Annotated in this window: 12 protein-coding genes; 4 read left to right on the top strand and 8 right to left on the bottom strand. The window is 64.4% G+C overall.

Annotated elements, in window-relative coordinates; all coding sequences use genetic code 11:
* The first annotated feature begins 104 nt into the window (after window positions 1-104).
* Both A9K71_RS04320 and A9K71_RS04315 read left to right on the top strand, forming a co-directional pair.
* A complete protein-coding gene (locus A9K71_RS04320) occupies window positions 105-590 on the top strand; it encodes a thioesterase family protein (RefSeq protein WP_066990856.1) in 486 nt (161 codons plus the stop codon).
* 145 nt (window positions 591-735) lie between these two features.
* Window positions 736-951, top strand: coding sequence for a hypothetical protein (locus tag A9K71_RS04315; RefSeq protein ID WP_066990849.1), 216 nt, complete (start codon window positions 736-738; stop codon window positions 949-951).
* Here the strand turns inward: A9K71_RS04315 and A9K71_RS04310 are convergent.
* The gene (locus A9K71_RS04310) at window positions 937-1,413 is read right to left on the bottom strand and encodes an Lrp/AsnC family transcriptional regulator (RefSeq protein WP_066990846.1); all 477 of its coding nucleotides are present in this window, start codon (window positions 1,411-1,413) and stop codon (window positions 937-939) included. The two genes, A9K71_RS04315 and A9K71_RS04310, sit on opposite strands and share 15 nt — an antisense overlap.
* 89 nt (window positions 1,414-1,502) lie before the next feature.
* Here A9K71_RS04310 and A9K71_RS04305 point away from each other — a divergent pair, with 89 nt between their 5' ends.
* Window positions 1,503-2,417: a DMT family transporter gene (locus tag A9K71_RS04305; RefSeq protein ID WP_066990843.1), complete on the top strand. Its 915-nt coding sequence runs from the start codon at window positions 1,503-1,505 to the stop codon at window positions 2,415-2,417.
* Window positions 2,418-2,573: 156 nt separating this feature from the next.
* Here the strand turns inward: A9K71_RS04305 and A9K71_RS04300 are convergent, their stop codons facing one another.
* Window positions 2,574-3,476 (bottom strand): dienelactone hydrolase family protein, encoded by a 903-nt coding sequence (locus tag A9K71_RS04300; RefSeq protein WP_066990840.1) that lies wholly within the window; start codon window positions 3,474-3,476, stop codon window positions 2,574-2,576.
* A gap of 342 nt (window positions 3,477-3,818) precedes the next feature.
* Entirely contained in the window at window positions 3,819-6,131 is a 2,313-nt protein-coding gene (locus A9K71_RS04295) for a glucose/quinate/shikimate family membrane-bound PQQ-dependent dehydrogenase (RefSeq protein ID WP_066990837.1), read from the bottom strand.
* A gap of 181 nt (window positions 6,132-6,312) precedes the next feature.
* Between A9K71_RS04295 and A9K71_RS04290 the strand changes: the two genes are divergently transcribed.
* The gene (locus A9K71_RS04290; RefSeq protein WP_066990833.1) at window positions 6,313-9,009 is read left to right on the top strand and encodes a UvrD-helicase domain-containing protein; all 2,697 of its coding nucleotides are present in this window, start codon (window positions 6,313-6,315) and stop codon (window positions 9,007-9,009) included.
* Window positions 9,010-9,051: 42 nt separating this feature from the next.
* On the opposite strand, the gene A9K71_RS04285 is transcribed toward A9K71_RS04290, so the two are convergent.
* The 5 genes from A9K71_RS04285 to A9K71_RS04265 all read right to left on the bottom strand — a co-directional run bounded on the left by A9K71_RS04285 (window position 9,052) and on the right by A9K71_RS04265 (window position 14,028).
* Window positions 9,052-10,104 (bottom strand): ABC transporter permease, encoded by a 1,053-nt coding sequence (locus A9K71_RS04285; protein WP_066990830.1) that lies wholly within the window; start codon window positions 10,102-10,104, stop codon window positions 9,052-9,054.
* Window positions 10,104-10,898, bottom strand: a complete 795-nt coding sequence (locus tag A9K71_RS04280) for an ATP-binding cassette domain-containing protein (RefSeq protein ID WP_066990826.1) — start codon at window positions 10,896-10,898, stop codon at window positions 10,104-10,106. The genes A9K71_RS04285 and A9K71_RS04280 overlap by 1 nt, the downstream gene beginning before the upstream one ends.
* An 86-nt stretch (window positions 10,899-10,984) precedes the next feature.
* The gene (locus A9K71_RS04275) at window positions 10,985-11,998 is read right to left on the bottom strand and encodes a substrate-binding domain-containing protein (RefSeq protein WP_066990822.1); all 1,014 of its coding nucleotides are present in this window, start codon (window positions 11,996-11,998) and stop codon (window positions 10,985-10,987) included.
* 93 nt (window positions 11,999-12,091) lie between these two features.
* The gene (locus tag A9K71_RS04270) at window positions 12,092-12,997 is read right to left on the bottom strand and encodes a sugar phosphate isomerase/epimerase (RefSeq protein ID WP_197504177.1); all 906 of its coding nucleotides are present in this window, start codon (window positions 12,995-12,997) and stop codon (window positions 12,092-12,094) included.
* Complete coding sequence (locus A9K71_RS04265; RefSeq protein ID WP_066990816.1) at window positions 12,997-14,028, bottom strand: Gfo/Idh/MocA family oxidoreductase; 1,032 nt, start codon at window positions 14,026-14,028, stop codon at window positions 12,997-12,999. The genes A9K71_RS04270 and A9K71_RS04265 overlap by 1 nt, the downstream gene beginning before the upstream one ends.
* Window positions 14,029-14,101 lie beyond the last annotated feature (73 nt).

The raw sequence follows: 14,101 nt of genomic DNA, 5'->3' as shown, positions 1-14,101 counted from the left end.
ATGCCTAAAGCAATTCCAGGAAAAGAGCGAAGCTCCGGAATTGCGCCAGAGCGAAGAGAACCTCACCAGCCAGGCCCTGTCCAGCGACGATCAAGGAAAACCAAATGACGATGCCCGCGCCGATCATTTCCAGCCCGATGGCGATCGAGAAGGACTGGATCGACTATAACGGCCATCTCAACATGGCCTATTACAACGTGCTGTTCGACCGCTGCTCGGACGAAGCGTTCGAGCTGATGGGCATGGGACCGAACTATGCCAGGGACCGCCGCCTCACCATCTACACGGCGGAAGTCCATGTCTGCTACGTGCAGGAGCTTCACCTCGACCACAAGGTGAAGGTCTCGTTCCAGCTCATCGACCACGACGAGAAGCGGCTGAGGGCCTATCAGGAGATTCGCCACGTCGATGGCTGGCTGGCCGCGACGTCCGAGCAGCTTGCGCTGCATGTCGACATGGCCGGGCCGAGGGTCGCTCCCTTCCCGGCCGATGTGATGGCACAGGTTGAAGCCATGCGCGCTGCCCACGCCGCGTTGCCGATGCCGGAGCGTGCCGGCCGTTCGATCGGCATCAAACGCAAGAGCGCTTGAAAACCCGGACACCCGCGTTAACCTTACCAAGGTTTTAACGTGAACAAGCCGATTGAGTCTGTTGAACGACTCAGTGGCGCGTTCGAAAACCGCCGCACCGGGTTTACGCGCGGGCGGCAGGCGGAATGCGGTGCGAGGACAGTGCATGAAAACCGACATCAAGGTCGAAGTGGAGCGGTTGGCGGCCGATCCGCGCATCACCGACTATGATTTCTGGCGATCGTTGAAGAACGTCAACAACGAGATCTTCCACATCGCCAACAACAACGAGCCCATCCCCTTCGACATGATCCGCTGGCGCGCGATTCTCAAGCAGGCGCGTATGAGACGCGGTCACACTGAGCCTTCAGCGCTCCCTTAAACTGCCAAGCGGCGAGCGCGCCTCGACCGGCGACGACTGTATGATGGCGGTGTTGGTCATCGCATATGGAATAATTTTGTCGATCACCCGCTCCAACTCGGCCACCGAGCCGACATGCGCGAGCGCGATGAAGCAATCCTCGCCGGTCACCCGGTCGCATTGGGCGATTTCCGGCAGGTCGCGGATGATGCCGGCCACCACGGCAAGCTGCCCCGGGACCGGCCGGATTCGTAGCCATGCCGACAGCTTCATGCCGAGCGCCGCCGGATTGATCTTCACCGTATAGGCTTTGATCACGCCATTCTCCTGCAGCTTGCGAATGCGTTCGGCCACGCTCGGCGCCGAGAGCCCGACGGCGCGCGCCAGCTCCGCCGTGCTGGTGCGCGCATCCTTTTCCAGGAGTCGCAGGATCTTCAGGTCCGCCGCATCCAGCTCGCCATTTTCATTTCGAAGGCGTTTCAAATAATTCTCTTTTCTTCAGAAGGTGAACGGCGATCGGGGCCTGCGCATCATCCATATAAGTCGCGAAGTTCGCCTGCGATAATGACCCTATGAATTCTGAAGCGCAAGTTCGTCCGACAAACCGGGCCGGCAGCGACACCGACGCTGCACGCCCTGCCCTCGCCGGACTGGCCGATGCGGTGCCGCCGCATGTCTGGTTCTGCGTCAGCGCGATCTTCCACTATCTTGGGCCGGCCTTCGCCGCGCTGCTGTTCGCTCAGGTCGGCGTGCTCGGCATGGCCTGGCTGCGCATCGCCACGGCCGCGCTCGTCTTCGCGCCGCTTACCAGGCCATGGACGGTTTTCACGCGCGCCGACCGCTCGGCCCGCCTGCTGCTGTTGGCCTTCGGCGCCTGCCTGGCGGTGATGAACTGCGCCTTCTATCTGGCTCTAGACCGCCTGCCGATCTCGCTGGTCGCCGCGATCGAATTTGTCGGCACCATAGGCGTCGCGATGGTCGGCCTCAGAACCCCGCGCAATTTCGCGGCGCTCGCCATCGCTGTCGCCGGCACGTTGCTGCTCATCGATGTCAAATGGTCGAGCGATCCCGTCGGCCTGTTCTGGGCTTTTCTCAACGGCGCGCTGTTCATCGGCTATATCGTTTTGGGCCACCGCATCGCCCGGACAGGCCTCGGCGTCGCCGGCCTCGGCACCGCCATGGCGATCGCCTTCCTCGTCGTGCTGCCGGTCGGCCTCAGCGAGGCGCTGCCAGCCTTCTCGGCGCCGCAACTGCTGATCGCCGGTATCGGCGTCGGCCTCTGCTCCTCCGTCATCCCCTACATTTGCGATCAGCTCGCCATGGCGCGGCTGCCGCGCGCGAGCTTCGCGCTCATGCTATCGCTCTTGCCGCTCATCGCGACCCTGATCGGCGTGGTCGTGCTCAGGCAGGTTCCGAGCCTTACCGATTGCCTCGGCATCGCGCTGGTTGTGGCGGGCGTCGCCATGCACAAGCCAGCGCCGGAGTGATCCGCCGCCCGTCGAGGTGTGTTGAGATTCAGGTCAGGCCGAGCCGAGAATGGTGGATTCCGAGAACCAGAGCGGAGCGTACTTTGAAGTACGTGAGCACCGGAAGCGCAGGAAGCCGCCATTCGCAGGCCGGGCTAACCTGAATATCAACACACCTCAGGCCAGTTTCTCCTTAAGGAAGGCGACCGTCCTCCCCCAGGCCAGATCGGCCGCCTTCTTGTCGTAGCGCGCGGCCGAGGTGTCGTTGTTGAAGGCGTGGTTGACGCCGTCATAGACATAAACGGTGTATTCGACATGTGCGGCGTCGAGCGCCTTCTTGTAGGCGTCGATGCCGGCATTGATGCGCTCGTCCAGCCCGGCATAATGCAGCAGCAGCGCCGCCTTGATCTTCGGCACATCCTCGGCCTTAGGCTGCATGCCGTAATAGGCGACGCCGGCACTGAGGTCCGGCGCATTGACCGCGAGCGTGTTCACCGTGCCGCCACCCCAGCAGAAGCCGACCGCGCCGACCTTGCCGTTGCTGTCTTGGTAAGTCTTGAGATAGGCGACCGTCGCTACGCCGTCGGCCGCGACTTGGGCAGCATCGAGCTTGCTGAACATGTCGCGCGCCTTGTCCTCGTCGGCTGGCGTGCCGCCGAGCGGCGACAGGAAGTCCGGCGCCAGCGCGACGAAGCCTTCCAGCGCCACGCGCCGGGCGACGTCACGGATATGCGCATTGAGCCCCCGGTTCTCATGGACGACGATCACCGTGCCGAGTTTGCCGGACTGATTCGCCGGCTTGACCAGATAGCCCTTCATCTCGCCGCTGCTGCCGGGATAGGTAATGTCCTCGCCCTTCACCCTCGGATCGTTCTCGGCGACGATCGCCGCCTTGGCCGAATTCGCAGCCAGCATCGGCGCGATCGCGGCGGCCGCGGCGCCCGATCCAGCGAGCCGAGTCAATTGCTCCATGAAGCGCCGCCGGTCGAGCGTCAGATGCGTATATTCGTCATAGGCATCGATCATCGCCTGAGTGATGATGGGCTGTGTGACGACAGGCTTGGCGACAGGTTCGGTCATGGCTCTCCTCGACGACTGTTTGACGCGCAAGATAGGGTTAGAACGCGCACGGTCCAGTCATCCGCCGGCGACAACGGCACTCGACCCGAACTTCGACCATGACGATTGCCGGTGGCTTCCGCATCCATCACATTTTAGTCATTCCGAAAAAGTTGATGGTGCTGTCACGGTGGGACGGAAAACTGCGGAGCGGCCCCGCCCGGTCCGAACGGCAAAAAGGGGAATGCCGGGAACGTGATGGCCTCCGGCGTAGCGGCTGGCTGAGGCGGCGCTTGCTGTCGTCGCTGCAGGCGCTTGGCCACGTGCTCGGCGAAAAAGGCCGGCGCGATTGGATGTCCTCGTCTACTTGGGCAGCGTGTAAGCCATCACATAATCGCCCGGCTTGGTACCGACCGAGCCGTGGCCGCCGGCGACGATGACCACGAACTGGCGGCCGTCGGCGACGGTGTAGGTCATCGGTGTCGACTGGCCGCCGGCCGGCAGCCTCGCGCGCCAGAGCTGCTTGCCCGTCGTAAGGTCATATGCGCGCAGATAGTCGTCGACCGCGGCCCCGAGGAAGGCAACGCCACCGGCCGTGATCATCGGCCCGCCGATGCCTGGAACGCCGACCTTGAGCGGCAGGGGCAGCGGCGTCATGTCGTAGACGGTGCCGTTGCGATGCTTGTAGGCGATCTGCCCGGTCCTCAAGTCGACGCCGGCGACATAGCCCCAGGGCGGCGCCTGACAGGGAATGCCGAGCGGCGACAGGAATGGCCCCATCACCACCGCGTAAGGCGCGCCCTCATTGCGGTTGAGCCCCTGCTCGCTGCCCTTGGTGTCGCCGGGCGGCGGCACGTCCGCGCGCGGAATGAGTTTCGACGTGAAAGCGAGATAAGTCGGCATGCCGAACATCACCTGCCGCACCGGGTCGACCGCGACCCCGCCCCAGTTGAACACGCCGAAATTGCCGGGATAGACCAGCGTGCCCTGCAGCGAGGGCGGCGTGTAGCGTCCCTCGTAACGCAGTGTCTTCAGTTCGATCCGGCACGCCAGCTGATCGAACATGGTGATGCCCCACATGTCGGCGCCGGTCAGCGGCTTCGGGTTGAACGACAGGTCGGACGACGGCTGCGTCGGCGAGGTATGGTCGCCTTCGATCGCTCCGCCCGGTGCCGGCACTTCCTTCACCGGAATGATCGGTTCGCCAGTGCGCCGATCGAGCACATAGAGATCGCCCTGCTTGGTCGGCCCTACCAGTGCCGGCACCACGCCGCTCCCCGTCGTGATGTCGACCAGCGTCGGCTGCGCCGGCACGTCCATGTCCCACAGGTCGTGATGCACGGTCTGGCGCACCCAGCGCAACTGTCCGGTGTTGAGGTCGAGCGCGGTGATCGAGGAGGAGAATTTTTCGACATTGGCGCTGCGGCCCATGCCGAGCTGGTCGGGCGTCTGGTTGCCGAGCGGCAGGTAGAGCAGGCCAAGCTTCTCGTCGGCGCTCGCCGTTGACCACATGTTGGGCGAATTATTGGTGTATTTCTGCCCCGCCGGCAGCGGCGTCGTCTGATCCGGTTTGCCGGAATCCCAATTCCACAACAGCGCGCCGGTGCCCGCGTCATAGGCGCGGATGACGCCCGACGGCTCCTCGGTCGAATAATTGTCGTTGACCGCGCCCCCAACGATGATCTTGCCGGCGAGGATGAGCGGTGCCGAGGTCGAATAGTAGTAGCCCGACTTCGGAAAGGGCATGTTGGCCATCAGGTTCAGCGTGCCGCCTTCGGCGAAGGACGGACAAACTTGCCCGTTCGCGGCGTCGAGGGCGATAAGCCGGGCGTCCGAAGTCGGCAGGTAGATGCGTGCCGCGCAGGGCTGGCCCGCCGCGATCTTCGCATCGGCGTAATAGGAAACTCCGCGGCAGGTCTGGTGCTGGCGGTTGGGATCGAGCTTGATCTTCGGGTCGTAGCGCCATTTCTCCTTGCCGGTCGCGGCATCGATGGCGATGGCGAAATTGTGGGGCGTGCAGATGTAGAGCGCATCACCGACCTTGAGTGGCGTTACCTGATAGGTCGTCTCGCCGATGTCGTCCGGACCCTTCATGTCGCCGGTGCGGTAGGTCCAGGCCGGCTGCAGCTTGGCGACATTGTCCGGCGTGATCTGAGCGAGCGGCGAGTAACGCTGGCCGAACGGCGTGCGGCCGTAGAAATGCCATTCGCCCGCCGGTATGTCGCCGCCGAGATTGGCCGTCGGCGTCACCTTATCGGTGTTGAGCGTGCCGCCGATGTCCTTCGGATCGGCGGTCATCGAATAGCCGGCCACTGCAAGCGATGCGAGCACCGCCAGGATGAGCGGAGCGCGTCCGTCCGGACCGGTGAATCCCCGCCTGGCCCATGGCGTCAGCAGCCAGAGCGCGATGAGAACGATGATGCCGCCGCGCGGGCCGAGCTGCCACCAATCAAAGCCGGTTTCCCACACCGCCCAGCACAGCGAGGCGAGCACGATCGCCGCATAGAGCCAGAGCCCTGTCGATCTGCGGCGGAAAACGAGCCAGGCGGTGATCAGGAAGGCCAGTCCGGCAATCAGGTAGTACCAGCTGCCACCCAACGTCACCAGCCAGATGCCGCCGCCGCCGAGGACCAGGCCGATAAGCAAAAGGACGAGGGAGGTGATGGTGACAGCCAAGACGATACTCCTTCGACTGTTGCGCGGTGCGGCGCCTCTGAGGCAACGGCTTGCCGTCCCTGCCCTGTTGGCAGCTTTCTCTCGCAAGTTGCGCCTGTCAAGCCGGCCCCGAATAGGGACAACTAGAACAAAACGGAGACACTTCTGGCCTTTCGCTGCCGAATCACTACATTCGGGGGCGATGTCCGGCTTTTCGGAAGACATGCCCTTTTTTGACGAACCGAATGCGCGGCCCGCCGCCCCATCCGGCCTTGCCGCGCGCGCCATGGCCGCACGCAACGCGCAGAACCGTGCGCCCGATTATCTGAACGGCCTCAATCCCGAACAGCGGCTCGCTGTTGAAACGACCGAAGGCCCGGTTCTGGTGCTGGCCGGCGCCGGCACCGGCAAGACGCGGGTGCTCACCACGCGAATCGCCCACATCCTTGCCACCGGCAGGGCCTTCCCCTCGCAGATTCTCGCCGTCACCTTCACCAACAAGGCCGCGCGCGAGATGAAGCAGCGCATCGGCTTGCTGATCGGCGAGCAGAATGTCGAGGGCATGCCCTGGCTCGGCACCTTCCACTCGATCGGCGTCAAGCTGCTGCGCCGGCATGCCGAGCTTGCCGGATTGAAATCCGATTTCACCATCCTCGATACCGATGACGTGGTGCGGCTGATCAAGCAGCTGATCCAGGCCGAAAATCTGGACGACAAGCGCTGGCCGGCCAAGACCTTCGCGCAGATGATCGACAACTGGAAGAACAAGGGCCTTGGCACCGACGAGATTCCGGAAGGCGACGCGCGCAGCTTCGGCAACGGCAAGGGGCGCCAGCTCTACAAGGCCTATCAGGAACGGCTGCAGACGCTGAATTCCTGCGACTTCGGCGATCTCCTCTATCACCCGATCCGCATCTTCCGCGCCTATCCGGACGTGCTGAAGGACTATCACCGCAAGTTCAAATACATCCTGGTCGACGAGTACCAGGACACCAATACCGCGCAATACATGTGGCTGCGCTTGTTGGCGCAGAGGCCGCAATCCTCCCCCCTTGAGGGGGAGGTGTCCGCGAAGCGGACGGAGGGGGTCGCCGCGGAAGGCGCCGCCCAGTCATCAGGCGCCGGAGCGTCGAGCACTGCCGCGAGGACCCCTCCCGACCGGGCTTCACCCGGCCACCCTCCCCTCAAGGGGGAGGGAAACCGGCGTCGATCCACTGTCAACATTTGCTGCGTCGGCGACGACGACCAGTCGATCTATGGCTGGCGCGGCGCCGAAGTCGACAACATCCTGCGCTTCGACAAGGATTTTCCCGGCGCCACCATCATAAGGCTCGAGCGCAACTACCGCTCGACCGCGCATATCCTCGGCGCCGCGTCGCATCTCATCGCCTTCAACGAAGGCCGCTTCGGCAAGACGCTGTTCACCGACCGCAACGATCCCGAGGACGACAAGGTGCATGTCCATGCCGCCTGGGATTCGGAGGAAGAGGCGCGCGCCATCGGCGAGGCGATCGAGGCCTACCAGCGGCAAAAGCACAACCTCAACGATATGGCGATCCTGGTGCGCGCGTCCTTCCAGATGCGCGCCTTCGAAGACCGCTTCATCACGCTCGGCTTGAGCTACCGCGTCATCGGCGGCCCGCGTTTCTACGAACGGTTGGAAATCCGCGACGCGCTGGCCTTCTTCCGCGTCGTCGCCAACAGCGGCGACGACCTTGCCTTCGAGCGCATTGTCAACGTGCCGAAGCGCGGGCTCGGCGAAGCCACCATCCGCCAGATCCACGACACCGCGCGCGCCATGCAAATCCCGATGCTTGAGGCCGCGGCGACGCTGGCCGAAAGCGACGAGCTGAAGCCGAAGCCGCGCGCCGCGCTCCGCGAGGTCGCGGCCAATTTCGAGCGCTGGCAGAAGGCGCTGGAGACCACGCCGCACACCGAGCTCGCCGAGACCATCCTCGAGGAGAGCGGCTACACCGACATGTGGAAAAACGACCGTTCGGCGGAAGCGCCCGGGCGGCTGGAGAACCTCAAGGAACTGATCCGCTCCATGGAGGAGTATGAATCCCTGCGTTCCTTCCTCGAGCATGTCGCGCTGGTCATGGAGGCCGAGCAGGGCGAATCGCTCGATGCGGTCTCGATCATGACGCTGCATTCGGCGAAAGGGCTTGAATTCGAGACCGTATTCTTGCCCGGCTGGGAGGAAGGTCTGTTCCCGCATCAGCGCGCGCTGGACGAAGGCGGCCGCTCCGGCCTCGAGGAAGAACGCCGCCTCGCCTATGTTGGCCTGACGCGCGCGAAAAAGAACCTGCACGTCTGGTTCGTCTCAAACCGCCAGATTCACGGCCTGTGGCAATCGACCATTCCGTCGCGTTTCGTCAATGAATTGCCGGAAGCCCATGTCGATGTCGCCGACGGCGGCAATTCCTATGGCGGCTACGGCAATCCCTATGGCGGCGGCTCCTTCGCCTCGGGCCGCGGCGGCGGCCGGCAGAATCCCTACGGCGCTTCGCGCTTCGACAATATCGGTGCGGAAAAATCCGGCAGCTTCTCCAACACCTATGCGACGCCCGGCTGGCAGCGCGCGCAGGCGAACCGCACCGAAGCGACCGACCGCAACTGGGGCACACGCTCCGGCCACCAGGTCGAACGCATCGGCTATGGCGAGACTGACAGCGGCTATGGCGCCGGCCGCACCTCGGTGAAAGGCCGCACCATCGAAGGCGAGCTGGTCGCCAAATCGGTCGCCGACACACCTTCGCCATTCAAGCTCGGCGACCGCGTCTTCCACCAGAAATTCGGCAACGGCAATATCGCCGCCATCGACGGCAACAAGCTGACCATCGACTTTGACAAGGCCGGCCAGAAACGTGTGCTGGACGGGTTTGTCACCAGCGTTTGAGCGGCGGCCGCCAACGGATTACCGTCCGAAAACCGCAGCCTCTCAGCGATACCGCGCCTGGTTCCATTTGTGGCCGAGCAGCGACAGGATGATGATCAGCCCGTTGAAGAACTGGACGTAGAAGCCGCTCAAACCAGCCGCCACGACGCCGGTCTGGATGAACGACACGGTGACCGCGCCGATCGCGCCGCCGACCACGGTACCGATACCGCCCCAGGTCGGGGTGCCGCCGACGAACACCGATGCCAGCACCGGCAGCAGATAGCCGTCGCCCGCCGTCGGCCACCAGGTGAAGTTGATCATCACCGAGAAGGTTCCGGCGATCGCCGCCCCGATGCCGGTGAAGACGAACACCTTGACCCGGACGCGCTGGACGTCGATGCCCATCTGCTTGGCGCTGTCCGGGTTATCACCGACCACCTTCACCTGGGCGCCGAAGCGGTGGCGGTTGTAGAGCAGCGCCGAAAACACGACGAAGGCGATCGCCCAGAAGATCTGCACCGGGATGCCCCAGAGCTGGCTGGAGAAGATCGCGTAAGCTGAGCTGTCGGCCAGACTGGTCAGCGCCGTCGACTTGCCCTCGTTGATGATCTGGATCAGCCCGCGCAGCAGAAAGTTCATGCCGAGCGTGGCAATCAGCGACGACAGGCCGCCATAGACCACCAGCGATCCGACCAGGAAGCCAAGCAGCGTGCCGGTGAGAAGCGCCGCGGCGATGCCGAGGAACGGATCGTAGCCGGCCTGCACGACGATCGCGAAGGCCCATGAGGCGAAACCCATCGTCGCCGGGAACGATAGGTCGATCTCGCCGCAGGTGACTACGAAGACCAGCGGCACGACAACGAACAGCGCGACGGGAAGCGTCGTCAGCACCGAGCTGTAAAGATACCAGGTGGTGAAGACGGTCGGGTTGGCGATCATGAAGATCGCCATCATGACGATGAACACGGCGAGCGTGCCTAGCGCCGCGCGATTGTCGAGGACGAAGCCGCGCAGCCAGTGATCGGAAGGATGACTCCACTGCTTGCCTGATTCTGTCGGGCCGCTTGCCCTTCCCAGAGGTGTTTGCAGATCGGGTTCCATGGCCTTGCTCATCACGCTCTCTGCTCCGCTCCGCCCGCCTCGTGTAGCCCTGGCAGGCCACCCGGATGCGCGATCTCTTCCATAAAGTTGATGAGGTCGTCGGCTGACTTGACCTCGCTGCGGTCAGCCGTCAACGCCACCTTGCCGCGGTCGAGCACCACGAAGCGGTCGGCGATGTCGAAGACATGATGAATGTTGTGGCCGATGAACAGGATCGAGCGGCCACTCGCCCGCACCTGGCGCACGAAATGGAAGACCTTGGCGGTCTCAGTCAGCGACAGCGCCGTCGTCGGCTCGTCGAGGATAATCAGCTCCGCCTGCTTGTAGATGGCGCGCGCGATCGCCACACCCTGACGCTCGCCGCCCGAAAGCTGGCCGACGATGGAATGCGGCGTGAACACTTTCGAGGTGAAGCCGATCTCACGCATCAGCCGGCTTGCCTCCTCGATCTCCTTGCCGACCTTGAGCCAGCCCATGAAGCCGGTCACCTCGCGGCCCATGAAGATGTTGCGCACGATCGTTTGCTGCACGGCCAAAGCCCGGTCCTGGAACACCGTCTCGATGCCGGCATCGCGCGAGCGGGCGGCACTCCATCCGGTCACCGGCTTGCCGCGCACGAGGATGTCGCCGCTGGTCGGCTTGACCACGCCGGATAGGATCTTGATCAGCGTCGATTTGCCGGCGCCGTTGTCGCCGATGAGCCCGACCACCTCGCCGCGGTCGACGCTGAGGTTGACGCCGCCCAGCGCATAGACCTGGCCATAGGATTTCGTGATGTCGCGCAGTTCGATGATGCGTTCGCCCATGCGATCCTCGCTTGAACTGTCTGTCTGCCGGCCGCTTGCCGGCGATCCGGCCGGCCGGGCGTATTCCCGGCCGGCAGCCTGGGAGGTTAGCGCAGCGCCTGCTTGGCGAGCTCCGAGACGACCTGATAATTTTCAGGCGTCACGAAACCGGCGCCGGTGTCGACATTCATCGGCGCCAGTCCGAGCACCACCTGCTGGCAGAGGCTGAGGATCGGCAGATAGCCCTGCAGGAACGGCTGCTGGTCGGCCGTGAGCTGCACCCAGCCGCCCTTGAAGCCTTCGACGATCTGCGGGCTGGTGTCGAAGCCGAAGTTGAAGATGTCGCCAGGCTTGCGTCCCGCCGCCTGCATATAGGTGGCGACGTTGCCGAGCATCTGTCCGCCGGGATAGCCGACCGCCTTGACGTCGGGGTGGTTGAGCAGAGCCGCGGTGATCACCGGAATGGCGAGGTTCGGATCGGACGCCCACTCGCCGCTCGGCGGCGAGGACAGCTGGATCACCTCGACACCCGCCTCCTTCAGCGCCGCGACCGTGCCGCGCTCGCGCGCACCGCGATTCTCGTTCTCGAACGGGCCGATCATGATCGCCTTGTCGCCGGCCTTGAGCTTGCCGAGCTTGAACGCCTCGGCGCCGAGCGCGCGGCCCTGCTGCTCCTGCTGCGCGCCGACATAGCCGCCGCCGAATGCTTCCACCACCTTCGGCACCGGCACGTTCTGGTACATCATCTTGATGCCGTCCTTATGCGCCTGCTCGGCCAGCGGCATGATCGCGGCATCGCCCGGATGGCCCATCATGGCGATGCCTTGCGGCTTGACCGCGACCGCCTCGCGCAATTGCTGCACCATCTTCTCGACATCCCACTGGGAGAAGATGTAGTCGACCTTCGGCCCAAGATCGGCCGCCGCCTGCTTGGCGCCATTGTAGACGATGGTGCCGAAGGCGTCGCCCTCGGCGCCGCCGACGAAGAAGCGGATATGGACGTCCTTGCACCATTGGGCGTCAAGCGCCTTTGCCGGCAAGGTGGAGATCGAGGCGCAGAGCGCCGCGGCGGCCGCCACGACGGTCGAGCGCAGAACAGTCCTTCTGGTCGTGATGCTCATGCACGTTCCTCCCTTTTGGTCCCTCGCAACGGAGGGTTTCGACGATTGCTTCGGCCGTAGTCTTGGTGGCCGGCTCCTCCCGCCGGCCGGTCCTCACACCGGATTGGGCAGGTAGCTGGCTCCTCCCCTGCACTGCTTCAGATAGCCCAGCGCCCGCACCTGACCGGTCATCTCGAGGTCGCCGCGATAGACCGGGTCGTGCCAGCCTTCGATGTCGATGGCGCCCTTGTAGCCGGCCAGCCGCAATTCGCTGATCACCCGGGTCCAGTCGCTGTCGCCGAAGCCGGGGCTGCGCATCTGCACGAATGGCAGGCGTCCGAACACGCCGTGCTCGCGGATCACGTCCCAGCGCACGGTGGCGTCCTTGCCGTGGACGTGGAAGATACGCGGCGCCCATTTGCGAATCTGCGGAATCGGGTCGATCAGATAGACGAGCTGGTGGCAGGGCTCCCATTCGAGCCCGAGATTGTCGTCGGGCAATTCGTTGAACATCAGCTCCCAGGCGTCCGGGTTGTGGGCGATGTTCCAGTCGCCGCTCGCCCAGTTGCCGTCCATCGCACAGTTCTCGAAAGCGATGCGCACGCCCTTGTCGGCGGCGCGCCTGGCCAGCGGCCCCCAGACCTCGCGGAAACGGGGCAGGCTGTCGGTCAGCGGTTTGCCGCGCAGCCGGCCGGTGAAGCCGCAGACCATCGTGGTGCCGAACAGATGTGCGTTGTCGATGACGGTCTCCCACGCCGCGAGCACGCCGCGGTCGACCTCGCCGTTCTCCAGCGGATTGCCGAACACGCCGATCGATGAGACGGCGACATCCGCATCGCCGATCGCTTCGCGGATTTCGCCCGCCAGGCGCTTTAGGTCCTTGCCGCCCAGCGTCTGCCAGAAAAAGGGCTGGATGCTCTCGAAGCCGAGCGGCAGGATCTGTTTCACATAGGCGGCCGGGTCGTCGAGATTGGCTCGCACCATGGTGCCGATCCTGATGTCGAGAAGCGGGTTCGGCATCACGGCGTTTCCTTTGCGATTGCGACGCGGCGTCCGGTCTCTGCGCTTTCGATGGCGCCAAAGACCATGGCTAGGCTTTTGATGTTGTCGGTGCCGCGCGTCTCCGGTTCGGTGCCGGTCTCGATCGCGCGCATGAAATCCTGGATGATGCCGAGATGGCCGTCGACTCTGTCGGCCGCGTCGAGCGCCGGCACCTCGATCGACTGGGTCTTGTCGACGATACCGTCGCGGCCGGACGCAACCACCTCGGCCTTCAACCCGTCATGCCCGTCCCACAACAGGCTGCCGCGCTCGGCGACGATGCGCCAGCTGCCTTCCCAACTCGTGCGGAAACCGTCCGCGCACCAGGAGCCGGCATAGGTGAAGACCTTGCCGCCGCCGAAATCGAACACCGCGCTGGCCGACGAGCCCTGACGGTACCAGGAATTGGCAGGCTCCCACTCCTGGCAATAGACGCCGGCCGGTTCGCCGGCGACCATGTAGCGGGCGGCGTCGAACGTGTGGATCGCCATGTCGAGCAAGAGCACGTGGCGCATCTCCTCGCGAAAGCCGCCGAAATGCGGCGCAACGAAGAAGTCGGCGTGGATGCTGGTCGGCGCGCCGATGGCGCCGGAGGCCAGGAACCGCCTGATCCGCCTGACATTGGCGACGTAGCGCCGGTTCTGAACTACGGCATGGACGCGCCCCGCGCGGCGCGCCGCTTCGATGATGGCGCGCGCATTTTCTGGGCTGTCGGCGAGCGGCTTTTCGGTGAGCAGATGGCAGTTATGGGCAAAGGCCGAAAGCGCGACCTCGCGCCGGGCGGCAGGAACCACGACATCGAACACGGCATCGGGCCGGGTCTGGTCGAGAACGGCATCGAGGCTGGTGCCGATGACGGCATTGGTGAGGTCATACTCGCGCGCCCTCGCCTGAGCCCGGTCGGCATCGAGATCGACAAGGCCGGCAATGGCAAGCCCGTCGATCTGCCTCGCGGCATCGAGCCAGTGCCTGCTCATGGCTCCGCATCCGACCAGGACGATCTTCATCATCCAGCGCTCCTCCTCCGCTCGGCCCCTCCAGGCCGAGTGTCACGGCATTTCCGGCATCACCGTAAACGTTTTT

It is taken from the genome of Mesorhizobium sp. WSM3873 (assembly GCF_001672445.1).
Lineage (GTDB): Bacteria > Pseudomonadota > Alphaproteobacteria > Rhizobiales > Rhizobiaceae > Mesorhizobium.
Note: the sequence above shows the minus strand (reverse complement) of the source record. Positions and strands in the feature narration are given on the sequence as shown.

What these genes read in the sequence shown, in the direction of transcription:
- A9K71_RS04320 (WP_066990856.1), top strand. Translation starts at nt 105, where the DNA reads ATGACGATGCCCGCGCCGATCATTTCCAGCCCGATGGCGATCGAGAAG.
- A9K71_RS04315 (WP_066990849.1), top strand. Translation starts at nt 736, where the DNA reads ATGAAAACCGACATCAAGGTCGAAGTGGAGCGGTTGGCGGCCGATCCG.
- A9K71_RS04305 (WP_066990843.1), top strand. Translation starts at nt 1,503, where the DNA reads ATGAATTCTGAAGCGCAAGTTCGTCCGACAAACCGGGCCGGCAGCGAC.
- A9K71_RS04300 (WP_066990840.1), bottom strand. Translation starts at nt 3,476, where the DNA reads ATGACCGAACCTGTCGCCAAGCCTGTCGTCACACAGCCCATCATCACT.
- A9K71_RS04290 (WP_066990833.1), top strand. Translation starts at nt 6,313, where the DNA reads ATGTCCGGCTTTTCGGAAGACATGCCCTTTTTTGACGAACCGAATGCG.
- A9K71_RS04285 (WP_066990830.1), bottom strand. Translation starts at nt 10,104, where the DNA reads ATGAGCAAGGCCATGGAACCCGATCTGCAAACACCTCTGGGAAGGGCA.
- A9K71_RS04280 (WP_066990826.1), bottom strand. Translation starts at nt 10,898, where the DNA reads ATGGGCGAACGCATCATCGAACTGCGCGACATCACGAAATCCTATGGC.
- A9K71_RS04275 (WP_066990822.1), bottom strand. Translation starts at nt 11,998, where the DNA reads ATGAGCATCACGACCAGAAGGACTGTTCTGCGCTCGACCGTCGTGGCG.
- A9K71_RS04270 (WP_197504177.1), bottom strand. Translation starts at nt 12,997, where the DNA reads ATGCCGAACCCGCTTCTCGACATCAGGATCGGCACCATGGTGCGAGCC.
- A9K71_RS04265 (WP_066990816.1), bottom strand. Translation starts at nt 14,028, where the DNA reads ATGATGAAGATCGTCCTGGTCGGATGCGGAGCCATGAGCAGGCACTGG.